At 64.3% G+C, this 22,820-nt stretch carries 23 protein-coding genes; 18 read left to right on the top strand and 5 right to left on the bottom strand.

What is annotated here, in order from left to right; all coding sequences use genetic code 11:
- Nucleotides 1-61: 61 nt before the first annotated feature.
- The 10 genes from RN01_RS11625 to ftsB all read left to right on the top strand — a co-directional run bounded on the left by RN01_RS11625 (nucleotide 62) and on the right by ftsB (nucleotide 10,415).
- Nucleotides 62-1,537, top strand: a complete 1,476-nt coding sequence (locus tag RN01_RS11625; RefSeq protein ID WP_024569162.1) for a circularly permuted type 2 ATP-grasp protein — start codon at nucleotides 62-64, stop codon at nucleotides 1,535-1,537.
- A 131-nt stretch (nucleotides 1,538-1,668) separates the two neighbouring features.
- Nucleotides 1,669-2,622, top strand: a complete 954-nt coding sequence (locus RN01_RS11620) for an alpha-E domain-containing protein (protein WP_011515840.1) — start codon at nucleotides 1,669-1,671, stop codon at nucleotides 2,620-2,622.
- A gap of 85 nt (nucleotides 2,623-2,707) precedes the next feature.
- Entirely contained in the window at nucleotides 2,708-3,565 is an 858-nt protein-coding gene (locus tag RN01_RS11615) for a transglutaminase family protein (RefSeq protein WP_017514887.1), read from the top strand.
- A 126-nt stretch (nucleotides 3,566-3,691) separates the two neighbouring features.
- On the top strand, nucleotides 3,692-4,498 hold the full coding sequence (locus RN01_RS11610) for a hypothetical protein (RefSeq protein ID WP_062794212.1): 807 nt from the start codon (nucleotides 3,692-3,694) through the stop codon (nucleotides 4,496-4,498).
- 47 nt (nucleotides 4,499-4,545) lie between these two features.
- Complete coding sequence (locus RN01_RS11605; RefSeq protein WP_024569163.1) at nucleotides 4,546-5,367, top strand: alpha/beta hydrolase; 822 nt, start codon at nucleotides 4,546-4,548, stop codon at nucleotides 5,365-5,367.
- 187 nt (nucleotides 5,368-5,554) lie between these two features.
- A complete protein-coding gene (locus tag RN01_RS11600) occupies nucleotides 5,555-7,204 on the top strand; it encodes a CTP synthase (RefSeq protein ID WP_024569164.1) in 1,650 nt (549 codons plus the stop codon).
- Between the two features lie 25 nt (nucleotides 7,205-7,229).
- A complete protein-coding gene (gene kdsA, locus RN01_RS11595; protein ID WP_011515845.1) occupies nucleotides 7,230-8,099 on the top strand; it encodes a 3-deoxy-8-phosphooctulonate synthase in 870 nt (289 codons plus the stop codon).
- A 128-nt stretch (nucleotides 8,100-8,227) separates the two neighbouring features.
- A complete protein-coding gene (locus RN01_RS11590; RefSeq protein WP_008650103.1) occupies nucleotides 8,228-8,518 on the top strand; it encodes a DUF1330 domain-containing protein in 291 nt (96 codons plus the stop codon).
- A 64-nt stretch (nucleotides 8,519-8,582) separates the two neighbouring features.
- Entirely contained in the window at nucleotides 8,583-9,872 is a 1,290-nt protein-coding gene (eno, locus tag RN01_RS11585; RefSeq protein WP_017515042.1) for a phosphopyruvate hydratase, read from the top strand.
- A gap of 201 nt (nucleotides 9,873-10,073) precedes the next feature.
- Nucleotides 10,074-10,415: a cell division protein FtsB gene (ftsB, locus tag RN01_RS11580; protein ID WP_024569165.1), complete on the top strand. Its 342-nt coding sequence runs from the start codon at nucleotides 10,074-10,076 to the stop codon at nucleotides 10,413-10,415.
- A gap of 98 nt (nucleotides 10,416-10,513) precedes the next feature.
- Here ftsB and RN01_RS11575 read toward each other — a convergent pair whose 3' ends face one another.
- From RN01_RS11575 to RN01_RS11565, 3 genes are all read right to left on the bottom strand, one after another.
- Nucleotides 10,514-10,909, bottom strand: a complete 396-nt coding sequence (locus RN01_RS11575) for a hypothetical protein (protein ID WP_024569166.1) — start codon at nucleotides 10,907-10,909, stop codon at nucleotides 10,514-10,516.
- Between the two features lie 145 nt (nucleotides 10,910-11,054).
- The gene (locus RN01_RS11570) at nucleotides 11,055-12,059 is read right to left on the bottom strand and encodes an Hsp33 family molecular chaperone HslO (RefSeq protein ID WP_017514105.1); all 1,005 of its coding nucleotides are present in this window, start codon (nucleotides 12,057-12,059) and stop codon (nucleotides 11,055-11,057) included.
- Nucleotides 12,060-12,108: 49 nt separating this feature from the next.
- Nucleotides 12,109-12,633 carry a gamma carbonic anhydrase family protein gene (locus RN01_RS11565; RefSeq protein ID WP_008650087.1) on the bottom strand — a complete coding sequence of 175 codons (525 nt, stop codon included), beginning with the start codon at nucleotides 12,631-12,633 and terminating at the stop codon, nucleotides 12,109-12,111.
- A 125-nt stretch (nucleotides 12,634-12,758) separates the two neighbouring features.
- Here RN01_RS11565 and RN01_RS11560 point away from each other — a divergent pair, with 125 nt between their 5' ends.
- The gene (locus RN01_RS11560; RefSeq protein WP_017514104.1) at nucleotides 12,759-13,610 is read left to right on the top strand and encodes a ferritin-like domain-containing protein; all 852 of its coding nucleotides are present in this window, start codon (nucleotides 12,759-12,761) and stop codon (nucleotides 13,608-13,610) included.
- Here RN01_RS11560 and RN01_RS11555 read toward each other — a convergent pair.
- Nucleotides 13,607-15,334: an acyl-CoA synthetase gene (locus RN01_RS11555; protein ID WP_017514103.1), complete on the bottom strand. Its 1,728-nt coding sequence runs from the start codon at nucleotides 15,332-15,334 to the stop codon at nucleotides 13,607-13,609. The genes RN01_RS11560 and RN01_RS11555 overlap by 4 nt on opposite strands.
- Nucleotides 15,335-15,479: 145 nt before the next feature.
- Between RN01_RS11555 and RN01_RS11550 the strand changes: the two genes are divergently transcribed.
- On the top strand, nucleotides 15,480-16,373 hold the full coding sequence (locus tag RN01_RS11550; protein ID WP_017514102.1) for an alpha/beta fold hydrolase: 894 nt from the start codon (nucleotides 15,480-15,482) through the stop codon (nucleotides 16,371-16,373).
- Nucleotides 16,374-16,417: 44 nt separating this feature from the next.
- Here the strand turns inward: RN01_RS11550 and RN01_RS11545 are convergent, their stop codons facing one another.
- Nucleotides 16,418-17,479 carry an NAD(P)/FAD-dependent oxidoreductase gene (locus RN01_RS11545; RefSeq protein ID WP_024569167.1) on the bottom strand — a complete coding sequence of 354 codons (1,062 nt, stop codon included), beginning with the start codon at nucleotides 17,477-17,479 and terminating at the stop codon, nucleotides 16,418-16,420.
- A 121-nt stretch (nucleotides 17,480-17,600) separates the two neighbouring features.
- Here RN01_RS11545 and RN01_RS11540 point away from each other — a divergent pair, with 121 nt between their 5' ends.
- The 6 genes from RN01_RS11540 (at nucleotide 17,601) to bamC (ending at nucleotide 22,766) form a co-directional block, all read left to right on the top strand.
- Nucleotides 17,601-18,446 carry a 3',5'-nucleoside bisphosphate phosphatase gene (locus RN01_RS11540; RefSeq protein WP_080672716.1) on the top strand — a complete coding sequence of 282 codons (846 nt, stop codon included), beginning with the start codon at nucleotides 17,601-17,603 and terminating at the stop codon, nucleotides 18,444-18,446.
- 21 nt (nucleotides 18,447-18,467) lie between these two features.
- Nucleotides 18,468-19,115, top strand: a complete 648-nt coding sequence (locus RN01_RS11535; protein WP_011515853.1) for an L-threonylcarbamoyladenylate synthase — start codon at nucleotides 18,468-18,470, stop codon at nucleotides 19,113-19,115.
- A gap of 48 nt (nucleotides 19,116-19,163) precedes the next feature.
- Nucleotides 19,164-19,829, top strand: coding sequence for a site-2 protease family protein (locus tag RN01_RS11530; RefSeq protein ID WP_011515854.1), 666 nt, complete (start codon nucleotides 19,164-19,166; stop codon nucleotides 19,827-19,829).
- Nucleotides 19,830-19,869: 40 nt separating this feature from the next.
- Nucleotides 19,870-20,445: a bifunctional 2-polyprenyl-6-hydroxyphenol methylase/3-demethylubiquinol 3-O-methyltransferase UbiG gene (locus RN01_RS11525; protein ID WP_017515354.1), complete on the top strand. Its 576-nt coding sequence runs from the start codon at nucleotides 19,870-19,872 to the stop codon at nucleotides 20,443-20,445.
- Between the two features lie 137 nt (nucleotides 20,446-20,582).
- Nucleotides 20,583-21,467 carry a 4-hydroxy-tetrahydrodipicolinate synthase gene (gene dapA, locus RN01_RS11520; RefSeq protein WP_024569168.1) on the top strand — a complete coding sequence of 295 codons (885 nt, stop codon included), beginning with the start codon at nucleotides 20,583-20,585 and terminating at the stop codon, nucleotides 21,465-21,467.
- Between the two features lie 57 nt (nucleotides 21,468-21,524).
- Nucleotides 21,525-22,766, top strand: a complete 1,242-nt coding sequence (gene bamC, locus RN01_RS11515; protein WP_017514426.1) for an outer membrane protein assembly factor BamC — start codon at nucleotides 21,525-21,527, stop codon at nucleotides 22,764-22,766.
- The last annotated feature ends 54 nt before the right edge of the window (nucleotides 22,767-22,820 follow it).

Below are 22,820 nucleotides of genomic sequence, written 5' to 3'. Positions count from 1 at the left end.
GGAGACAACCACCGGAGGACAACCGCGGCAAGACGCCCAATTTCACGAAGGAGCGGCCATCATGGCGGCGCGGTTTTTCGACGAGATGCTGGAAGGGCGAGAGGACGGAGCAACCGAGGCCATCGAGGCCGGGCGGGCGCTGCCGTCGGGGGCGGTCAGGCCCCACTACCGGAACTTTGCCGAATGGCTGGGGCGGCAGTCCGCGGCGACGATGAGCAACAAGCGCGCGGAAGCGGATCTGATCTTCCGGCGAGTGGGTATCACCTTTGCCGTCTACGGCGACAAGGATGAGTCCAACAGCGGAACTGAGCGGACCATTCCGTTCGACGTGATTCCGCGCATTTTCCCGGCCAGCGAGTGGGCCACGCTCGAGCGCGGCCTGCGGCAACGCGTCGCGGCGCTAAACCGCTTCATCCACGACATCTACCACGGGCAGGACATCATCCGTGCCGGCGTGATTCCGCCGGACCAGATCTACAACAATGCGCAGTACCGCCCGGAAATGCTGGGCATCGACGTGCCTCGCGACATCTACGCGCACGTGGCCGGCATCGACGTCGTACGCGCGGGCGAGGGCGAGTTCTACGTTCTCGAAGACAACCTGCGGGTGCCATCGGGCGTGTCGTACATGCTCGAGAACCGCAAGATGATGATGCGGCTGTTCCCCGACCTGTTCGCCCGCAACCGCGTGGCGCCGGTGGCGCACTATCCCGATCTGCTGCTGGACATGCTGCGCAGCGTGTCGCCGCAGAATATCGCCGATCCGACCGTCGTCGTGCTCACGCCGGGCATGTACAACTCGGCCTACTTCGAGCACGCGTTCCTGGCCCAGCAGATGGGCGTCGAACTGGTGGAAGGCAATGACCTGTTCGTCGAGGACGACCACCTCTACATGCGCACCACGCAGGGGCCGCAGCGTATCGACGTGATCTACCGGCGCGTGGACGACGATTTTCTCGATCCGCTCGTTTTTCGCCACGATTCCGCGCTGGGTGCGGCCGGGCTGCTCTCGGTCTACCGTGCCGGCAACGTGACGATCAGCAATGCGATCGGGACGGGCGTGGCCGACGACAAGTCGATCTACCCGTACGTGCCGGACATGGTCCGCTTCTATCTCGGCGAGGAACCCATCCTGTCGAACGTGCCGACCTACATGTGCCGGCGTCCGGACGACCTGCAGTACGTGCTCGACCATATGCAGGACCTTGTGGTCAAGGAAACGCATGGCGCCGGCGGCTACGGCATGCTCGTGGGACCGGCCGCGACGCGCGCGGAGATCGACCAGTTCCGGGAGGTCGTGAAATCGCGCCCCGAGCAGTACATCGCGCAGCCGACGTTGGCGTTGTCGACTTGCCCGACCTATGTCGATGCGGGCATCGCGCCGCGCCATATCGACCTTCGCCCGTTCGTGCTGTCGGGCAAGGAGGTGCGCATGGTGCCGGGCGGGTTGACGCGGGTGGCGTTGAGAGAGGGCTCGCTCGTGGTCAATTCGTCTCAGGGCGGCGGTACCAAGGACACCTGGGTGCTGGAACGCTAGGAAGTCGTTTCAGAATGATTCTGGCGTGGTTGCGAGGCCTTGCCGTACTGCTTCAACCTAGCCAGAACCGCTTCGCCTCAATCTGCAACGGCTTCTAAGTCCACAGACGCTGTTTGCCGGGAGATTTCACCATGCTGAGCCGTACCGCCGACCACCTGTTCTGGATGGCCCGCTATACCGAACGCGCGGAGAACACCGCGCGCATGCTCGACGTCAACTACCAGACTTCGCTGCTGCCGCAATCGGCCGAAGTGGCCGAGCAGGGTTGGTGGGCGATGCTCGATATCTCCGAATTGACCGAGGCCTACGACCACAAGTACGGCCTGCTGCACCGTGACGACGTGATCGACTTCATGGTGCGCGACATGACCAATGTCTCGTCGATCATGAGCTGCCTGCGTGCGGCACGCGAGAATGCGCGTGCGGTGCGTGGATCGCTGACGACCGAGGTCTGGGAGACCATCAACACCACCTGGCTCGACGTCCAGCGCATGATCGCCGATGGCGAGCTGCATGAGGATCCATCGCGCTTCTTCGAGTGGGTCAAGTTCCGCTCGCATCTGGCCCGTGGCGTCCAGTTCGGCACCATGCTCAAGGACGACGCGTTCCACTTTATGCGGCTTGGCACCTTCCTGGAGCGGGCCGACAACACCGCGCGGATTCTCGACGTCAAGTTCCAGGCCTCGGGCCGCGACGACAGCGATCCGAACCGCGAGCAGAACGATTTCTATCACTGGGCGGCCGTGTTGCGGTCGGTCTCCGGCTTCGAGGTCTATCGCAAGATCTACCGTGCCGTGATCACGCCGCAGCGCGTGGCGGAACTGCTGGTCCTGCGGCCCGACATGCCACGTTCGCTGGTTTCCAGCATGGACGAAGTGGTCGCGATTCTGGCGCTGGTGTCGAACCAGCAGTCGGCGGAGACCGAAAGGCAGGCTGGTAAACTTCACGCAGACCTAAAGTACGCGCGCATCGACGACATTTTCGCCGTCGGCCTGCATGCCTACCTGACCAGCTTCCTGGAGCGCATCGGCGACCTCGGCAATGGCATCAGCCGGGATTTCCTCGTGCCGCTGCTAGCTGCCTGACCGTTGCAGGAACCCCCCGGCGCCACGCGCCGGGTGTGCGGTATCCCCGACTGGGGCCGGCATGCATGTGGCGCGAGATATACCCGTGAAATACAAGATCCACCATAAGACCATCTATCGATACACCGAGCCGGTGCGCCGCAGCGTGCATGAGCTGCGTCTGGCGCCCCGCAGTGGCCCACTGCAGTCCGTGCAGTACTGGACGCTTTCCGCGCCGGGTAACTTGTCCGAAGCGCGTGACGGTTTCGGCAATATCGTCCACAACTTCACCATGGCCGGCCCCGCCCGTACGATTGCGATCGTCGCTACCGGCGAGGTCGAGGTCAGGATCGATCCAGCCCCAACGGGCCAGGCGGGCGCCGAGGCCGGGGAGGGTGGTCATGGCGCTTTCCAGGATCTGCCCGAAGCTGGTGAGTCGCGTGTGTCGCCGCTCTATTTTCTATCGGGCACGCCGCTGACCCAGGCGCCTGCGGACATGCGGGCGTTCGCAGCCCCATACCTGGCCGCTGGCCACGAGGTGCCGGCCCTGCTGGCATTGGCCGATGGCATCGCCGAGCGGGTCCAGTACCGGGCCAATACGACCGATGTCGGCACGTCCGCCGTCGAGGCTTTCCGGCTGGGCAGTGGGGTCTGCCAGGATCAGGCACAGGTTATGGTGGCGGCATGCCGCGCGCTCGGTATTCCGGCCCGCTATGTCAGTGGCTACTTCTACGATGCGGCCGCAGCCTCGCTGGCCAGTCATGCCTGGGCCGACGTCTGCCTGGATGCGGACCGCGGGCTCTGGTGCAGCATCGATGTCACGCATCGCTGCATCACCGATGGGCGCCACGTCCGCCTTGCCGTGGGGCGTGACTATGCCTCGGCCGCACCAATCCGGGGCATTCTCGAAGGCGGGGCCGGGGAAACAATGGAAGTCGACATCGAGATCACGCCGCTGGCCTGAAATGGCGAAGCCAGGTTGGTTCGAAGTGCGGCGGCAGAGTAATCCTTCGGTATTCATACACCGCCGTTGCGCCTGCCGTGCGGCTAGAATGGGGCGTTGCCGTCGCGCCTCTGTCAACCCGAACCCATGACGTACTGTGTAGCCATGCGGCTGGATGCCGGTCTGGTATTCCTGTCTGATTCCCGTACCAACGCCGGTGTGGATGCCATTTCCACCGCGCGCAAGATGACCGTATTCGAGGAGCCGGGCGACCGCGTCATGGTGCTGCTTACCTCCGGCAATCTCGCGATCAGCCAGTCTGTGCGCCAATGCCTGGCCGAGGCGCGCGACGAGAAGCGCTCACTGTGGACCGCGCGCGACATGTTCGAGGCGGTCACCATCGTCGGCGAGGCGGTGCGCGCCGTGCACAAGCGCGATGCCCATGCGTTGCGCGAGGCTGGCATCGAATTCAGCGTCAACCTGATTTTCGGTGGGCAGATCCGGGGCGAGCGCACGCGCCTGTTCCATGTCTACGCGGCGGGCAACTTCATCGAGGCCACTCCCGAGAACTGCTACTTCCAGATTGGCGAGGCCAAATATGGCAAGCCGATCGTCGACCGTGTCATCACGCCGTCGGTGCCGCTGGGCGAGGCGGCCAAGTGCGCGCTGGTCTCAATGGATTCCACGCTGAAGTCGAATATCTCGGTCGGTTTGCCGCTCGACCTGCTGGTCTACGAGGCCGATTCGCTCCGTGTGACGCGCTTCGTCAGCATCGACGAGAAGAACGCATACTTCCGCATGATCCGCGACACCTGGGGCCAGCGCCTGCGCCAGGTTTTTGGCGAGATCGCCAATCCCGAATGGGATGCTAGCCAGCCGGCCGAATTCCCGCTCGCACGCGACGAAGCCGATCGCTGGGGCCAGCCGGTACGGGCCCGCCGCGACCGAAGCTGATTCCTTTCATTCCAGGTTTTTCCGACCCATTCCATCGATTTGCCGCCATGCGCGACATCCTGCTCTTTTCCCACGCCAACGGTTTTCCGGTGCCGATCTATCGCAAGCTGTTCGGCGCGCTAGACGACACCTTCGACATCCGCGCCGTCGAACGTTACGGCCACAATCCGAAGTTTCCGGTCACGCGCGAGTGGCCGCATCTGGTCGACGAACTGCTTGGCGAGCTGGATCGCCCGGGGCGGAGCGGTGCCGACGCGCCCAAGGTCTGGCTGGTTGGCCATTCGCTGGGCGGTTTCCTGTCGCTGATGGCTGCGCTGCGTCGGCCGCAGCGCGTGCGGGGCGTGGTGATGCTGGATTCGCCAATCATCGCCGGCTGGAAAGCGTCGCTGGTGCGCGCGTCCCAGATGCTTGGGCTCGACGAGAAGCCAGGCCCCGCCGCGGTGACCAAGAACCGGCGCACCCATTGGCCCGATACCGACGCGGTCTGGAGTCATTTCCAGTCCAAGCGCAATTTCAAGGTATGGGACCCCGAGGTTCTACGCGACTACGCCGAGCATGGGACCGAGCCCACTGGTGTGGCCAACGAACGCAAGCTGCGCTTCGATCGTGAGGTCGAATACTGGATCTACCGGACGCTGCCGACCAGCCTCGGCCGCAAGGTCGCGCGTGGCGCGCCGATCCCGGTCAGCTTCGTTGCCGGCACCCGCTCGCGCGAGGTAAGGCAGGCGGGGCTCGGCGCCACCCGCAAGCTTGTGGGCGACCGGCTGCGCTATATCGAAGGCGGCCACTTGTATCCAATGGAGCGGCCCCTCGAGACAGCCGGCATGGTGCGGGACCTGATCGAGGAAATGCGCAAGTCCGGGCGCTGAAGTCCGGGAGGCCGGCGCGCGCGGCGCCGGCTCGGCTTGTGGTACGGCGCGCAGTGAGACGTGCAGTGCGACGTATGCGCCGCAGACCGCCATTACGTGCCGGGCCGACACCTCGATTTCACAAATTCGGCGTCGGCGGGGATCGGGCTCTCATGTATAATCCCGATTTCCCCGGCAAGCTCGGTTTATGACCAAATTCGTCTTCGTCACCGGTGGCGTCGTCTCTTCTCTCGGCAAGGGCATCGCTGCTGCTTCGCTCGCGGCTATTCTCGAGTCGCGCGGCCTCAAAGTCACCCTCCTCAAGCTCGATCCCTACATCAACGTCGATCCCGGCACGATGAGCCCCTTCCAGCATGGCGAGGTGTTCGTGACCGAAGATGGCGCGGAAACCGACCTCGACCTGGGTCACTACGAGCGGTTCGTGTCGGCCAAGATGCGGAAGTCGAACAACTTCACGACTGGCCAGATCTACGAATCGGTGATCCGCAAGGAACGCCGCGGCGAGTACCTCGGCAAGACCGTTCAGGTCATTCCCCATATCACGAACGAAATCCAGGCTTTCGTCGAGCGTGGCGCTGCTGCGTCGCACGACGGCAAGGCCGACGTGGCACTGGTGGAGATCGGCGGCACGGTGGGTGACATCGAGTCGCTGCCGTTCCTGGAAGCCGCGCGCCAGATGAGCCTGCGCCTGGGCCGCAATCACTGCGCGTTCGTGCACCTGACGCTGGTGCCGTTCATCGCCAGCGCCGGCGAGCTCAAGACCAAGCCGACCCAGCACTCGGTGCAGAAGCTCCGCGAAATCGGCATTTCGCCGACCGCGCTGCTGTGCCGCGCCGACCGCCCGATTCCGGACGACGAGCGCGCCAAGATTTCGCTGTTCGCCAACATCCCGCAGGAAGCCGTGATCTCGGTCTGGGATGCCGACAGCATCTACAAGATTCCGCAGATGCTCAACGAGCAGGGCCTCGACCGCCTGATTTGCGAGGAACTGCGTCTGGACCCGAAGCCGGCTGACCTGTCGATGTGGCAGAAGCTGGTCAAGGCACAGGAAAACCCCGAGCACGAGATCACGATCGGCATGGTTGGCAAGTACGTCGACCTGACCGAGTCGTACAAGTCACTGATCGAGGCGCTGCGCCACGCCGGCATGCATACCGCCACGCGCGTGAATATCGAGTACATCGATTCGGAAGAACTCGAGTCGGGTCACCTCGAAGTGCTGAAGCCGCTGGATGCCATCCTGGTGCCGGGCGGTTTTGGCAAGCGCGGTACCGAAGGCAAGATCCGCGCGATCCAGTATGCCCGCGAGAACAAGGTGCCGTACCTGGGCATCTGCCTGGGTATGCAGCTCGCCGTGATCGAATTCGCGCGTCACGTTGCCAGCATGGGCGACGCCAATTCGACCGAATTCAACCTCGACACGGAACACCCGGTAGTCGCGCTGATCACTGAGTGGGTCGATCGCGACGGCAAGGTGGAACAGCGTTCGGCAGACTCCGACCTCGGCGGCACGATGCGCCTGGGCGCCCAGCGGGTACCCATCAAGACCGGCACCAAGGCCTCGCAGATCTATGGCGCCGAAGTCAACGAGCGTCATCGTCACCGCTACGAAGTCAACAACCACTACGTGCCGGAGCTGGAAAAGGCTGGCATGGTGATCTCGGCGCGCACGCCGACCGAGAACCTGCCGGAGATGATGGAACTGCCGGAATCGATGCACCCGTGGTTCGTCGGCGTTCAGTTCCACCCGGAATTCACCTCGACGCCGCGTGATGGCCACCCGCTGTTCAAGGCCTACGTGGAAGCCGCGCTCGCCGCGCAACGCCAAGGCGCCTGAGGCGCTGGTGGGGAAGGAAACTGCCATGAAACTGTGTGGATTCGACGTCGGCCTCGACAAGCCGTTTTTCCTGATCGCTGGTCCGTGCGTGATCGAGTCCGAGCAGATGGCGCTCGATACGGCCGGCGAGCTGAAGGCGATCACGGGTGAACTGGGCATTCCGTTCATCTACAAGTCGTCGTTCGACAAGGCCAACCGGTCGTCGGGCAAGTCGTTCCGCGGCCTCGGCATGGAAAAGGGTCTCGAGATCCTGGCCACGGTAAAGCGTCAGATCGGCGTGCCGGTGCTCACCGACATCCACGAGATCGACGAGATCAAGCCCGTCGCGGCCGTGGTGGATGTGCTGCAGACGCCGGCCTTTCTGTGCCGCCAGACTGATTTCATCCGTGCCTGCGCCCAGAGTGGCAAGCCGGTGAACATCAAGAAGGGCCAGTTCCTGGCGCCGCATGACATGAAAAACGTGATCGACAAGGCGCGTGACGCCGCCCGTGAGGCGGGTCTGCCCGATGACGTGTTCATGGCCTGCGAGCGTGGCGTTTCCTTCGGCTACAACAATCTCGTCTCCGACATGCGCTCCCTGGCGATCATGCGCGAGACGGGTGCCCCCGTGGTGTTCGATGCCACCCACTCGGTGCAGTTGCCGGGTGGCCAGGGCACCAGCTCGGGCGGCCAGCGCGAATTCGTGCCGGTGCTCTCGCGTGCCGCGGTGGCTACAGGCGTGGCGGGTCTGTTTATGGAGACCCACCCCGATCCGAGCAAGGCGATGTCGGACGGCCCCAACGCCGTGCCGCTGTCGCGCATGAAGGAACTGCTAACCGTGCTGCGCGATCTCGACGGCATGGTCAAGCGTGCCGGCTTCCTGGAAGACAACTTCGGCTGGCCGGCCTGCGCCTGAGCCTGCCTTGGCAACTGCCGCCCGCGCCTGACGCGGGCGGTGCCGTTTCTGGTGCCGCTGCCGGACCTCCGGCTTCAATGCTGACGAAACGGTATCGAAAGACAATACAAAAGATTCGGAGATAGCGCATGGCCGCCGGTTATATCATCGCGTACGTCGATGTGACAGATCCCCAGCAGTACGAGCAGTACAAGGTGCTTTCCACGAAAGCCATGCAGGCGCACGGCGCGGAAGTGCTGGTGCGCGGCGGCCAGACCGAACGGCTCGAGGGTGATTGGGGCCCCACGCGGGTCGTGGTCCTGAAGTTCCAGAGCTACGAAGCCGCCCGCGCGTTCCACGCCAGCGAGGAATACCTGGCGGCGCGCAAGTCCCGCGAGCATGCGGCGAAGATGAACATGATCGTCGTGGAAGGCATCTGACATATTCGTCGGGCATCCTGCGCGGTAATAAGATTCACCAGATTCAACAGTCCAGAGAGGAAATATGAGTGCAATCGTAGATATCATCGGTCGCGAGGTTCTCGACTCGCGCGGCAATCCCACCGTCGAGTGCGACGTGCTGCTGGAGTCGGGCGTGATGGGCCGTGCTGCCGTGCCGTCGGGTGCATCGACCGGTTCGCGCGAAGCCATCGAACTGCGTGATGGCGACAAGTCGCGCTACCTGGGCAAGGGCGTGCTGAAGGCTGTCGAGCACATCAATACCGAGATCTCTGAAGCGATCATGGGCCTGGATGCCTCCGAGCAGGCTTTCCTGGACCGCACGCTGATCGAACTGGACGGCACCGAGAACAAGGGTCGCCTGGGCGCCAACGCCATGCTGGCCGTGTCGATGGCCGTGGCCAAGGCAGCCGCCGAGGAAGCCGGTCTGCCGCTGTACCGCTACTTCGGTGGTTCGGGCGCGATGCAGATGCCGGTGCCGATGATGAACATCGTCAACGGTGGCGCGCACGCCAACAACAGCCTGGACATCCAGGAATTCATGATCATGCCCGTGTCGCAGACCAGCTTCCGTGAAGCCCTGCGTTGCGGCGCCGAAGTGTTCCACGCGCTGAAGAAGATCCTGTCCGACAAGGGCATGTCCACCGCCGTGGGCGACGAGGGCGGCTTCGCCCCGAACTTCTCGTCGAACGAGGAGTGCCTGAACACGGTCGTGCAGGCTATCGAAAAGGCTGGCTACAAGGTTGGCGAGGACGTGCTGCTGGCCCTGGACTGCGCCGCCAGCGAGTTCTACCACGAAGCCGAAGGCGTGTACTCGCTGGAAGGCGAAGGCCTGAAGCTGACGTCGACCCAGTTCGCCGACTACCTGGCCAACCTGTGCGACAAGTTCCCGATCGTGTCGATCGAGGACGGCATGGCCGAAGGCGACTGGGAAGGCTGGAAGACGCTGACCGACAAGCTGGGCAAGCGCGTCCAGTTGGTGGGTGACGACCTGTTCGTGACCAACACGAAGATCCTGAAGGAAGGCATCGAGAAGGGCATCGGCAACTCGATCCTCATCAAGATCAACCAGATCGGCACGCTGACCGAGACGTTCGCCGCTATCGAGATGGCCAAGCGCGCCGGCTACACCGCCGTGATCTCGCACCGTTCGGGTGAGACCGAAGACAGCACGATCGCCGACATCGCCGTCGGCACGAACGCCGGCCAGATCAAGACCGGTTCGCTGTCGCGCTCGGACCGCATCTCGAAGTACAACCAGCTGCTGCGTATCGAGGAAGACCTGGGCGACATCGCCACGTACCCGGGCAAGAGCACGTTCTACAACCTGCGCTGATATCGCCGGTTAGTGTTCTGAGTTCGAGAAAAAGCGCCGCCCCAGAGCACTGGGGCGGCGCTTTTTTTTGTCAACCGGATGCCTGTTGCGCCGTTGTTTCGCTTTGTATCGTCTTTTGTTTTGCAATCTTTGGCGGCTTGGTGGATCATTGGTCCCGCAGAAATAGCCAAATCATCCTTTTCCTAGCGCCTTTTCGCCCTGATGCGCCTGATTTCCCTGCTGTTGTTCGTGCTGCTGCTCGCAATCCAGTACCCGCTATGGCTGGGCAAGGGCGGCTGGCTACGCGTATGGGATCTGAATCGCCAGGTCAATGAGCAGACCGTGCACAACCAGGCGCTCAAGCTGCGCAATGCCAAGCTGGAAGGGGAAGTGAAGGATTTGCAGGATGGCACGGGCGCCATCGAGGAGCGTGCCCGCTATGAGTTGGGCATGGTCAAGGACGGGGAAGTCTTCGTCCAGTTTGTGGCGCCGGCTCCGAAGGTCAGCGCCACGCCGCCGCTGCTGCCGCCGCCCAATTCCGTCGCGGGACGCGGCGGACATTAACCGGCTTCTTCGGACTATTCTGAAGTCGATGCGCGACCTTGACTGCTAGGTCGGTCGCGTTTGCGCATTCCTGCGGCGCGGTTTCTATTTCTTCTGAATCACCACCAGTACGGGGAGCCGTACGGGTAACCACCCCAGCCCCAGCCGGGCGAGCTGATTCCCACGCCGCCACCCCAGTGGCCACCACCCCATCCGCCGTAATACAGACTCCAGTTTGTGCTCGGGTAGGCGTAAGCTGCCCGCGCCCAGGCTTCGGCCTGCTGCTGGCTGGCGATCACATGCTCCTGCTCGCGCAGCACTTGCTGGTTCAGCGCTGTGAGGTGCTGCCTTTCTTCGTCAGTCAGTGGGGCGGGGGGAGTCGAACCGGGCTCCAGGCGCGCGGTGGCGGGGCTGCCGTACATATCGCGTGGAACGGGGGCTGCGCAGCCGGCGATCATCGCCGCCAAGGCAATGATCAGCCCGGACAGTGCGCGGGAACGATACGTCTTGATCATGTCGGCCTCCGTCCGGCAACTGGGGTTCGGGAATGTCATTGGACCCGCAAGCGCGGGTATGTGGTTCCGCGCATATCCGGAACCTTTGACATACCCGTGGTCTTTTCCCCTTCATCCCTGATGAGGCAGGGGAGTGGACGGATGCTCAGTGCTGCTGCTGCGCGCCTTCGCCTGCGCCCGTTGCCACGGGTACCGTGAAGAGCTGCGCGGCATCCACCGGGTCGAACACGTAGCGCTGGCCGCAGAAGTCGCAATGGATTTCCACGTCGCCGCGTTCGGCAATGATGCTTTCGATTTCGGCCTGGCCCAGCGACTGCAACATGCCGGCGACCTTGGCGCGCGAGCACGAGCACTGGAAATGCGGCGTCATTGGCTCGAAGACGCGCAGGCCAGCATTCTGCAGTTCTTCCCAGAACAGGCGGCGCAGCAGGGTCTCAGGCGACTCGGCCAGCAGTTCGTCCTGCTTGAGCGTGGCGCCCAACTGGCACGCGCGATCCCAGGTATCCAGGTCCTGCGCCTGCACATCACCGGCGAGCGGCGAACCGGTTTCGCCAACCTGCGCTTCCATCGTGCCGCCATAGGACGGCAGCTTCTGCAGCAACATGCCCGCGGCGACCTGCTCATTCGAGGCAAGCCACAGGCGGGTGTCGAGCTGCTCGGACGCCTGCATGTAGTGTTCGAGCACCGCGGCCATCGAGTCGAGCGGGCCGTTTTCGTCGGAAAGCGGCACGATGCCCTGGTAGGGTTGCTGGCCCGGCAGCTTGTCTTGCGGGTCGAGCGTGATGGCAAAACGGCCATGACCATGCACGTTGACGAGCGTCGACAGCGTGGCATCGTCGGCAATCGTGGCGTCCTCGGCAATCTTGGCCGTGGCGCGCATCGACAGGTCGGACAGGCATTCCACCACGAGCATCCGCACCGGGCCGTCGCCGTGCAGTTGCATCACCAGCGCGCCGTTGAACTTGAGGTTGGCCGATAGCAGCGCCGCGGCCGCCATCATCTCGCCCAGCAGGCGCCGCACCGGTGCCGGATAGGCATGGCGGTTTAGCACTTCTTGCCAGGTGGCCTCCATGCGGACCAGCTCGCCGCGCACGGGGGCAGCGTCGAACAGGAATTTCTGGAGTGTGTCGGGATTCGATGTAGCGGTCACGGTTCTATCAGTCTTTCACGTAAAGCAATGTCAATCCGGCGTATCGGTATCAACCGATACGCTTCAAATCGGTCTTGTAAGTGGCTTGCCGCTTCGCATACGTCTCCGCATTGCGATAGAGGTTGGCCACGTCGGCATCGGTCAGTTCGCGCACCACCTTGGCGGGCGCGCCCAGGATCAGCGAGCGGTCAGGAAACACCTTGTTCTCGGTCACGACGGCGCCGGCGCCGACCAGGCATTCCTTGCCGATTACGGCGCCATTCAGCACCACGGCCTGGATACCGATCAGCGAGCCTTCGCCGACCGTGCAGCCGTGCAGCATGGCCTGGTGGCCGATCGAGACCTTGTCGCCCAGCGTCAGGGGGCGGCCCGGGTCGGTGTGCAGCACGGAGCCTTCCTGGATGTTCGTATCCTCGCCCACCACGATCGGTTCGTTGTCACCACGGATCACGACGCCGGGCCAGGCGCTCGCACGTGCCTTTAGCGTCACGTTGCCGATAATGGTGGCTTCCGCGGCCACGTAGGCATCGTCGTGAATGGTCGGGGCGATCTCGCCGAGCTGGTAAAGCGCCATGGGGTCTCCTGCCTGAAGCAATGTAGGTAATTGGGGGTGGCCGTCGCGATTAAAAGAGCCGGTTCCCGCGGGCCGGCGTGGCACCGGCGAGGCTCTACAATGACGGCTTCCCGGATTTTACGCCTATGCCAGACATCGCACCCGCCGAAATCGCCGATTCGCCACTTGCTACGCGCCACCGGGCGCTGGCGGTGCTGTGTATCACCGACGCCAGGGCCAAGGCGGCCGCTGCGCGCGCGCTCCATGCCGATCTGCATGCGCACGGGGGCACGGTAACGGATGTGGATGAAATTTTGGTGGCCGATGCCTCGGCGGCGATCCCGGGGCGCCCGGCGCGGCCCGAACTGGTGCCCCCGCAGCAGGTGGACCGCAGGCGCTCGCTACACACCCTGGCCGGCCGCGCGGTGATGATCCATGCGCTGTGCCATATCGAATTCAATGCGATCAATCTGGCGCTCGATGCGGTCTGGCGCTTTGCCGGGATGCCGGAGGCGTACTACCGCGACTGGCTTCGCGTGGCAGACGAGGAGGCACTCCATTTCACGCTGCTGGCCGACCATCTCGCCACGCTCGGGGCGACCTATGGTGACTATCCGGCACATAACTCGCTCTGGGAGATGACCGATCGCACCTCCGGCGACGTGCTGGCGCGCATGGCGCTGGTGCCGCGCACGTTGGAGGCGCGTGGGCTCGACGCCTCGCCGCCAGTGCGTGCCAAGCTGGCCGAGGTGGGCGATACCGCGGCCGCGGAGATCATCGACATCATCCTGCGCGACGAAGTCGGGCACGTGGCCATTGGCAATCACTGGTACCGCTGGCTCTGCGCCCAGCGAGGGCTGGACCCGATCTCCACATACGCGCGGCTTGCCGAACAGTACCGCGCGCCGAAGCTGCGCGGCCCATTCAATCTCGAGGCTCGCCGCGCGGCCGGTTTCGACGAGGACGAACTGGCCTGGCTCGAGGCCTCCGCCGGCTAGCCGGCTGGCTTTGCGGCGCGCTCCTGTTCCTGCAGCCGCAACACGCGGCGCTGGATCTTGCCGGTGGTGGTCATCGGCAACTGGTCGATGAATTCGATCGCTTTCGGGTACTCGTACGGCGCAAGCTGGCCTCGCACATGCTGCTGAAGCTCGGCGATCAGCGCCGCATCGTTATCGAACGAACGCGTCACCGACGGCGTCAGCACGATGAACGCCTTGACGATCGACCCGCGCTCGGGGTCCGGCGAAGGCACCACGGCGCAGTTCGACACCGCCGGATGCTTGAGCAGGCAGTTCTCGATCTCGCTCGGCCCGATGCGGTAGCCCGATGACTTGAACACGTCGTCCGCGCGGCCCTGGTACCAGAGGTAGCCATCCGCGTCGATTCGCGCGAGGTCGCCGGTGCGACACCAGCGCAGGCCGTCATATTCCGAGTACTTGGCTGCGGTGGCCGCTTCGTTCTTCCAGTAGCCCAGGAAGAACACCGGATCGGGATGGCCGTGGATATCGGTCGCGCAGACTGCGACTTCGCCATCCTCGCCCGGCGGGCAGGGGCGGCCGTCCTCGTCGATCACGGCCACGCGATGGCCGGGGTAGGGGCGTCCCATCGACCCAGGTCGCGCGGGCCAGCCAAGGCGGCTTTCGTCGTACTGCGCGGTGCAGTTGCCGACGATGTAGTTGATTTCGGTCTGGCCGAACATCTCGTTGACGATCACGCCTAACGCGTCGCGGCACCAGGTGAAGACCGTTTCGCCGACGGCCTCGCCGGCGCTCATGATCGCCCGCAGCTTGAGCTGGTAGTGGTCCGACGGGTTCGGGCAGGCCTTCATCATCTGCTTGAGCGCGGTCGGGAACAGGAACGTATTGGTGACACCGTAGCGTTCGAGCAGTTCGAACGCGCGCTCCGCCGAAAATCGCCCCTGATATCCGACGATCGGACGGCCGAAGTAGAGCGCCGGCATCAGTGCATCCCACAAGCCACCGGTCCAGGCCCAGTCCGCCGGGCTCCAGAATACGTCGTCGTCCTGCGGATACCAGTTCTGCGAACACACGAAGCCGGTCAGATTGCCGATCAGCGCGCGATGCGGGATGACCGCGCCCTTCGGGGGGCCAGTGGTGCCGCTGGTGTAGATCAGTACGGCAGCTTCCTCGGCCTTGGTCTGCTCGGCGGTGAACTCGGGGATCTGCGCGGCCAGCAGCGTGTCCCAGTCCAGATCGCCGCGGCCGGTGGCGTCGCCCACGCCGATGACCGTCCGCAGCGTCGGGCAGTCGGGGCGGGCGGCGAGCATGTTGTCGATCGAGGTCTCGTCGGCGATGGCCACGCGGGTCTCGCTGTGGTCGATACGGTAGGACAGGGCCTCGGGGCCGAACAGCATCGACAGCGGCATGGCTACCGCGCCGAGCTGGTAGACGGCCATGCCGGCAATCACGGTCTCGATGCGCTGAGGCATGACGATGGCCACGCGGTCGCCACGCTGTACGCCGAGTTCGCGCAGGGCGCGCGAAAGACGGTTCGCCTCGGCCTGGATATGCGCATAGGTATGCGAGGCGCGTCGGCCGTCCTCGTGCTCTGTGTAGACCGCGATGCGGTGCATCGTGGCTGGATCGCGTGCCCAGCGGCCGCAGCAGACTTCGGCCAGGTTGAATATCTCGGGCACGTCCCAGTGAAAGGAATCGTGCAGTGCGCGGTAGTCGTCGCGCCGCGTGGCCGGCAAGGCGGTCATCCGGTTGTCTCCAGGTTGTCGGCCGCGCCCGGATCTCGCGAAATGGCTATAATCCGGCAAGCGAACGACCGTTCTATTTTTATTCGGGCTGCCGCGTGGGTTTGAGCCGCGCGTGCCAGAAGACCCGGACACGGAGACAGAAACAATGACCATCACGGAAACCTCGCGTTCCGAATTTATCACGCTGCGGGGGCTCCGCACGCACGTGCGCCAATGGGGGGAGCCTGGCGCGCCCAAGCTGTTCATGCTGCATGGCTGGATGGACGTGGCCGCTTCCTTCCAGTTCCTGGTAGATGCGTTCCAGCGCGACTGGCACGTGATCGCCATGGACTGGCGCGGCTTCGGCGAGACCGATCATCCGACGCGCTATCCGGGTACCGCGTCGTACTGGTTTCCTGATTATGTCGCCGATCTCGAGGGACTGATCGACCACTACCAGCCTGACGGACAGGTGGATCTGGTGGGGCACAGCATGGGTGCCAATGTAGTGTGCATCTACGCTGGCGTGCGTCCGGAGCGTGTGCGGCGCGTCGTGGACCTGGAGGGGTTCGGAATGACGCGCACACGCCCCGAGCAGGCGCCGGGCCGCATGGCGCGTTGGCTCGACGAGCTACGCAACCCGCCCGAGTTGAAGACCTACGAGAGCGAGGCAGCGGTCGCGGCGCGTCTGCAGAAGACCAATCCGCGCTTGCCCGATGACCGGGCTGCCTTCCTTGCCGCGCACTGGTCGCGTCGCAATGCCGATGGCAGGTGGGAAATTCTTGGCGATGCCGCTCACAAGATGACCAACCCGATGCTGTATCGCATCGACGAAATCATGGCGATCTGGGCCAAGGTCACGGCGCCGGTGCTGCACGTGGAGGCACGCGATTCCGCCACGCTCAAGCACATCGCGCACAAGCAGACCATCGAGGAGTTCAGGGAACGCTTCCGGGCGTTCTCCGACTTCCGCGAAGCCATCGTCGACGATGCGGGGCACATGCTGCATCACGACCAGCCGGCGGTGGTGGCCAGACTGATCGAGGATTTTCTGATCTGAGGCCGGTTGCCTCCCTCTTCCACGAGCGGAAGGGGGCAGAGGCGTCACCCGTGCGTGAGCCTTTCCTTGAGCGCCGCGTTGTTGCTCGTATGCACGTGCACCAGCGACTTCTCGGGGAATGCGTAGTGATAGGCCTTGCGCAGCGCCAGCGCGGCCTCGTGGAAGCCCGACAGGATCAGTTTCTGCTTGTTCGGATAGAACGCGATGTCGCCGGCCGCGAAGATGCCCCGGCGGGAGCTTTCATACGTCGTGGTATCGACCGCGATACGGCCCGCGCGCATATCCATGTCCCACTGTGCGATCGGGCCCGGCTCGGACACCAGACCATACAGGGCGACAAGGTCGTCGGCGGGGATCGTCTGCTCGCCGTCGCGCGACTTCACCACTGCGCCGGTTAGTGCGCCATCGCCATTGGTCTGGAGCCCGCCAAGCATGCCGACCACGAAATCCATCTCGCCAGCGGCCACCGCGTCACGCATCGCATTGACCGTGTGGTCGGCCGCGCGGAATCCTTCGCGCCGGTGCAGTAGCGTCACGCGCGCCGCAGTCTTGCGCAATGCCATCGCCCAATCCAGAGCCGAATCGCCGCCGCCGGCCACGATCACACGCTTGCCGGCGAAGCGCGATAGATCGCGCACGGCGTAGTGGACGTGACGGTTTTCCAGCGCTGTCGCTTCTGGCAGCGACACACGCTGCGGTGCGAAGGCGCCGGCACCGGCGCAGATCAGCACTGCGGCCACGTCAAAGCGCTTGCCCGCATCGGTGGTCACCAGCAGGCGCGGATGGCCGTTTGCGCAGGTGGTGTCGCTGACCGATTCGGCGCGCTGGCTGAAGTGCATCGGAAACGCAAAAGGCGCGCATTGTTCCAGCAGGCGGTCGACCAAGTCCTGGGCGAGGCAGCCCGGGACGGCCGGAATATCGTAGATTGGCTTCTCGGGGTACAGCTCCGTGCACTGGCCGCCGGCGCGGTCGAGCACATCCACGATCTCGCATTTCAGTCCTAGCACACCGGCCTGAAACGCCGCGAACAGTCCCACCGGGCCTGCGCCGACGATCAGTACATCGGTCTGGGTGGTTTCTGGTGCGGAGGTGGGTGTCGTGGACATGGCGGACGAGGAAGGTATCGGTTTCGTAACGGTTCCATCATACCTTGCGGTCGTCGGCAATCCGGGCACGCCACCTTTGCTGGCAGGGCTAAAAAGCCCTGCCGGGAGTAGAATGGTTGCCATGCAAAATGCTCACGCCATCAACGCCGATCTGCATTGTCATTCCACCGTGTCCGACGGGCTGTTGTCGCCGTCCGACGTGGCGACCCGGGCGCACGCCGGTGGCGTCGCGTTCTGGTCGCTGACGGACCATGACGAGGTAGGCGGACAGATCGAGGCGCGCCGCGCCGCCGAAGCGCTTGGCATGCGATATGTGCCGGGCGTGGAAATATCGGTGACGTGGGCCGGGCAGACCGTCCACATCGTCGGCCTGCAGATCGACCCCTTCCATCCCGAACTGATCGATGGCCTGGCGAAAACGCGCGATGGCCGCGCGCGCCGGGCGCAGGATATTGGTGACGCGCTGGCGAAAGTCGGCATTTCCGGCGCCTACGATGGCGCGCTGCGCTACGTCGGCAATCCCGACCTGATTTCCCGTACGCACTTCGCGCGCTGGCTGGTCGACGAAGGACGTTGCGCGACGATTGGCGATGTCTTCGCCGAATATCTCTCCGAAGGGCGTCCCGGTTTCGTGCCGCATCGCTGGGCCACGCTGGCCGAGGCCGTAGGCTGGATTCGGACTGCTGGCGGTATTCCAGTGATGGCGCATCCGGGTCGCTACAACTACACCGATATGCAGCACGATGCGCTGTTCGACGAGTTCACGCAGCTTGGCGGCCGAGCCGTCGAGGTGGTGACTGGCAGCCACACGCCCGATCAGTTCCGCCGCTATGCCAACGTGGCACGCCACTATGGCTTGCTGGCGTCGCGCGGTTCGGATTTCCACGGACCCGGCGAGGGCCGTGTGGAACTCGGCGCGCTGCCCCCGCTGCCGGCCGATGTCACGCCGGTCTGGTACGACTGGTAAGCGCCCTCATAGCCAGCCTACATGTCCCAATACTTCGAGATTCATCCCGACAATCCGCAGGCGCGACTGGTCAAGCAGGCCGCGCAGATCGTGCGCCAGGGGGGGCTGATCGCGCTCCCGACTGACTCGAGTTACGCGCTGGCTTGCCAGATCGACGATAAGGCCGCCGTGGAGCAGTTGCGCCGTCTGCGCGAGATCGACGAGAAGCATCACCTGACGCTGATGTGCAGCGATTTGTCCGAACTTGGCAATTTCGCCCGGGTGGACAACCGCCAGTACCGCTGGATCAAGGGCGCGACGCCCGGACCGTATGTGTTCATCCTGGAGGCGACGAAGGAAGTGCCGCGCAGGCTGTCGCACCCGGCGCGCAAGACCATCGGCGTGCGCGTGCCCGAGCATCCGATTCCATTGGCGCTGGTGGCCGAACTGGGTCAGCCGCTGATTTCCGCCACGCTGCAGTTGCCGGGCGACGACGCGCCGATGAACGACCCGGCAGAGATCCGGGCGCGTCTGGAAAAGCGCCTCGACCTGGTGATCGACGGTGGTCCGGCGCCGGCTCAGCCGACCACGGTCATCGATCTGACCAGCGGCGAGCCGGTACTGGTGCGGGCGGGCAGGGGCGATGTGGAGCGCTTCGGCCTGAATGCGTCGGACTTCGCCACGACCTGACACACATTCGATGCCTCCGTGGGCAGGTTGCCCGATAGAATAGTCCGCATGGATTCCTCCCTGATTCAGACCTTCGCGGTCTACGCCCTGCCTGTTCTGTTCGCCATCACGCTGCACGAGGCCGCGCATGGCTATGTGGCCAAGCATTTTGGCGACAACACCGCCTACCTGCTTGGCCGGGTAAGCCTGAACCCGGTACGGCACATTGATCCGATCGGCACGGTGGCGGTGCCCCTGCTCCTGTACTTCCTGACTGCCGGTCAGTTCGTCTTCGGCTTCGCCAAGCCAGTGCCGGTGGCGTTCGATCGCCTTCGCAATCCGCGCTGGCATGGCATGTGGGTGGCGCTGGCCGGCCCGGCCAGCAATATCGTCCAGGCGTTCGCGTGGGCGCTGGTGGCCATTGGTCTGGCGCTGGCACATATCCAGGAGCCGTTCTGGAGCGAAATGGCCCGTGCTGGCGTACTGGTCAACACGGTGGTGGCGGCGTTCAACCTGTTCCCGATTCCACCGCTCGATGGTGGCCGGGTACTGACGGCGCTGCTGCCGCAGCGGCTTGCCGGCGTCATGGCGCGCATCGAGCCCTATGGCATTTTTGTCGTTCTAGCGCTGGTGGCGGCGGGTGTGATCACCAAGATCTGGATGCGTCCGGTCATGAACGGACTGCTGTCGATCGTCGAGTTGATGCTGCGTCCGGTCATGTGGCTGCTCCAGTGACGCCAGTCTCCGTCTTTCCCAATCCTTGCCTGTCCCGCGCATGACCCTGACACACCCGCCGATCGCGGCGCCATCGCCCTGGCTGACCCGCTGGGCGCATCTGATTCGACCTGGCGGCCGCGTGCTCGACCTGGCCTGCGGCAGCGGACGCCATTCGGCATGGCTGGCGGCGCAGGGGTTTGCCGTGCTGGCGGTGGATCGCGATGCCGAGGCCATCGCGGCGCTGCCGTCGGGCATCGAGCGCCGCACGGTGGACCTGGAGCAGGGCGCCTGGCCGCTGGCCGATGCCGGCCGGTTTGACGCCGTGGTGGTCACGAACTACCTGCACCGCCCGCTGTGGCCGCACCTGATCGAGGCGCTGGCGCCCGGTGGCGTGCTGATTTATGAGACGTTCGCGGCCGGCAACGAGACCGTGGGCAAGCCTTCCCGCCCCGATTTTTTGCTGCGTCCGGGCGAATTGCTTGAAGTGGCGCATGACGCGCTGCGCGTGGTCGGTTACGAAGATGGCACGCTCGATGTGCCCCGTACGGCGTTCGTACAGCGCATATGTGCGGTGCGCGAAGCGCCGGGTGGCGTGGATGGCACTGCGCCGCCGCGTTACCAATTGCCCACTTGAAGCGCGGGCGCAGGTGTCAGCGCGGCGGCGCCTTCACACGTTACGCCCGCTAACGTTTTCCCTCATTCCGTGGGTGTCCGGAGGGCCTGACGGTTCCGGTACAATCGCGGATGTTCGAATTTCCGAATTCCTGAGCTATGACACAGATTACCGGCAGCATCGTGGCCATCGTCACCCCGATGCACGAGGATGGCAGCCTGGACTTTCCCGCGCTGCGCGCCCTCATTGACTGGCACGCGGCGGAAGGTACCGATGGCATCGTGATCGTGGGTACCACGGGCGAATCGCCGACCGTCAACGTCGACGAGCACTGCGAACTGATTCGCGTGGCCGTCGAGCAATCCGCGGGCCGTGTACCGATCATCGCGGGCACGGGCGGCAACTCCACCAGCGAGGCGATCGAGCTGACCGCCTTCGCCAAGAAGGTGGGCGCCAACGCATCGCTGCAGGTCGTGCCCTACTACAACAAGCCGACGCAAGAAGGCATGTACCGCCATTTCCGCACGATCGCGGAAGCGGTGGATCTGCCGGTGGTGCTCTACAACGTGCCCGGCCGTACCGTGGCGGACATGAACAACGATACGATCCTGCGCCTGGCGCAGGTACCCGGTATCGTCGGCGTAAAGGAAGCGACTGGTAATATCGACCGTGCCGCGCAACTGATCAATAGCGCGCCGGAAGGCTTCGCCATCTACAGTGGCGACGATCCCACGGCCGTGGCGCTGATCCTGCTGGGCGGCCATGGAAATATCTCGGTGACCGCGAACGTGGCGCCGCGCAAGATGCATGAGATGTGTGTTGCCGCGCTCAAGGGCGATGTGGTGACGGCGCGTCGTCTGCATATGGAGCTGATTGACCTCAATCGCGCAATGTTCGTGGAGGCCAACCCGATCCCCGTGAAGTGGGCGCTCCAGCAAATGGGCAAGATGGAAGGCGGTATCCGCCTGCCGCTGACCCCGCTGGCCGAAGGTCAGCATGAAACCGTGCGCCGCGCGCTCGCCGCCGCCGGCCTGCTTGGCTAAGTCTTACCGGCCCACATGCGGCGATGTGCCGACTCTTGAAACCAGGATTACGTGTCAATGAAACAGAAGCTTAACCGTCGCGGCGCGACGCAAGTCCGCCGTGTCGCTGTGGTTGCGCCGGTGCTGGCGCTGTCGCTGATTGCAGGCTGCAGCAGCATCAACGAGGCCATGCAGCCCGACAAGATCGACTACAAGTCCCAGGGCAAGAAGACCGCATCGCTGGATATTCCGCCGGACCTGACCAAGCTCGAGGGCGATCGCCGCTACACGGTGCCTGATGCCGCCGGTACGTCGACGCTGTCGAACTATAGCCAGGCCAACAAGACCCGCGAAGCCTCGCCGACCGACAACGTGCTGCCGAGCACGGACGGCATCCGCATGGAGCGCGATGGCAACCAGCGTTGGCTCGTGATCAACAACGGCATGCCCCCGGACAAGCTCTGGGAGTCGCTGCGTGGCTTCTGGCAGGAGAACGGCTTCCTGCTGACGCAGGACTCCCCTGAGACCGGCATCATGGAAACGGACTGGGCCGAGAACCGCGCCAAGATCCCGCAGGACATCATCCGCAACACGATTGGCAAGGTGTTCGATGGCCTGTATTCGACGTCGGAGCGCGACAAGTTCCGCACGCGCGTCGAGCGTTCGCAGAACGGCCAGCTCGAGGTGTTCATCAGCCACCGTGGTGCGCAGGAACAACTGACCGGCGTGGACAAGTCGCAGACGGTCTGGACGCCGCGTCCGGCTGATCCGGAGCTGGAGGCCGAATTCCTCTCGCGTCTGGCGCAACGCCTGGGCGTGCAGAAGGAGCAGGCCGACAAGATGGCCAAGAATCCGACGCCGGCCGGTATCGGTACGGCCCAGCCGTCGCCTGCTGCAGCAGGCGTTGGTGCCGCCGCCGCTACTGGCGCGGCCACGGCAGCCGCGGCATCCAGCAACAAGTCGTTCCTGGCGCAGGTGAATGGCTCGCCCGCGCTGCAGTTGCCGGAGCCGTTCGATCGCGCCTGGCGCTCGGTCGGTCTGTCGCTGGATCGCGTGAACTTCACGGTGGAAGATCGTGATCGCGCTCAGGGCCTGTACTACGTGCGCTACGTCGATCCGAAGACCACGGTCGATGATCGTGGCTTCTTTGGCAAGCTCTTCACCAAGCCCAATGATGGCAAGACCGCGAAGAAGTATCGCGTGGCGCTGAAGGGCAACGGTACCGGCACCACCGTGACCGTCCTGAACGATGCTGGCCAGCCCGAGAACTCCGAGATCGGCAAGAAAATCCTGACCCTGCTCGACGAACAGCTTCACTGATGATCGTCCCAGGCAGTCAAGTGGCACCGACGGCGCGAGCCGTCGAGTGCCAGC

The sequence above is a fragment of the Cupriavidus sp. SHE genome (assembly GCF_000812445.1).
Classification (GTDB): Bacteria; Pseudomonadota; Gammaproteobacteria; order Burkholderiales; family Burkholderiaceae; genus Cupriavidus; species Cupriavidus metallidurans.
This window is presented reverse-complemented; position numbering and strand designations above follow the sequence as displayed.

Bases quoted from the DNA above. Each gene is read 5' to 3' on its own strand.
- RN01_RS11625 (WP_024569162.1), top strand. From the start codon at position 62: ATGGCGGCGCGGTTTTTCGACGAGATGCTGGAAGGGCGAGAGGACGGA.
- RN01_RS11620 (WP_011515840.1), top strand. From the start codon at position 1,669: ATGCTGAGCCGTACCGCCGACCACCTGTTCTGGATGGCCCGCTATACC.
- RN01_RS11610 (WP_062794212.1), top strand. From the start codon at position 3,692: ATGACGTACTGTGTAGCCATGCGGCTGGATGCCGGTCTGGTATTCCTG.
- RN01_RS11605 (WP_024569163.1), top strand. From the start codon at position 4,546: ATGCGCGACATCCTGCTCTTTTCCCACGCCAACGGTTTTCCGGTGCCG.
- RN01_RS11600 (WP_024569164.1), top strand. From the start codon at position 5,555: ATGACCAAATTCGTCTTCGTCACCGGTGGCGTCGTCTCTTCTCTCGGC.
- kdsA (WP_011515845.1), top strand. From the start codon at position 7,230: ATGAAACTGTGTGGATTCGACGTCGGCCTCGACAAGCCGTTTTTCCTG.
- RN01_RS11590 (WP_008650103.1), top strand. From the start codon at position 8,228: ATGGCCGCCGGTTATATCATCGCGTACGTCGATGTGACAGATCCCCAG.
- eno (WP_017515042.1), top strand. From the start codon at position 8,583: ATGAGTGCAATCGTAGATATCATCGGTCGCGAGGTTCTCGACTCGCGC.
- ftsB (WP_024569165.1), top strand. From the start codon at position 10,074: ATGCGCCTGATTTCCCTGCTGTTGTTCGTGCTGCTGCTCGCAATCCAG.
- RN01_RS11575 (WP_024569166.1), bottom strand. From the start codon at position 10,909: ATGATCAAGACGTATCGTTCCCGCGCACTGTCCGGGCTGATCATTGCC.
- RN01_RS11565 (WP_008650087.1), bottom strand. From the start codon at position 12,633: ATGGCGCTTTACCAGCTCGGCGAGATCGCCCCGACCATTCACGACGAT.
- RN01_RS11560 (WP_017514104.1), top strand. From the start codon at position 12,759: ATGCCAGACATCGCACCCGCCGAAATCGCCGATTCGCCACTTGCTACG.
- RN01_RS11555 (WP_017514103.1), bottom strand. From the start codon at position 15,334: ATGACCGCCTTGCCGGCCACGCGGCGCGACGACTACCGCGCACTGCAC.
- RN01_RS11550 (WP_017514102.1), top strand. From the start codon at position 15,480: ATGACCATCACGGAAACCTCGCGTTCCGAATTTATCACGCTGCGGGGG.
- RN01_RS11545 (WP_024569167.1), bottom strand. From the start codon at position 17,479: ATGTCCACGACACCCACCTCCGCACCAGAAACCACCCAGACCGATGTA.
- RN01_RS11540 (WP_080672716.1), top strand. From the start codon at position 17,601: ATGCAAAATGCTCACGCCATCAACGCCGATCTGCATTGTCATTCCACC.
- RN01_RS11535 (WP_011515853.1), top strand. From the start codon at position 18,468: ATGTCCCAATACTTCGAGATTCATCCCGACAATCCGCAGGCGCGACTG.
- RN01_RS11530 (WP_011515854.1), top strand. From the start codon at position 19,164: ATGGATTCCTCCCTGATTCAGACCTTCGCGGTCTACGCCCTGCCTGTT.
- RN01_RS11525 (WP_017515354.1), top strand. From the start codon at position 19,870: ATGACCCTGACACACCCGCCGATCGCGGCGCCATCGCCCTGGCTGACC.
- dapA (WP_024569168.1), top strand. From the start codon at position 20,583: ATGACACAGATTACCGGCAGCATCGTGGCCATCGTCACCCCGATGCAC.
- bamC (WP_017514426.1), top strand. From the start codon at position 21,525: ATGAAACAGAAGCTTAACCGTCGCGGCGCGACGCAAGTCCGCCGTGTC.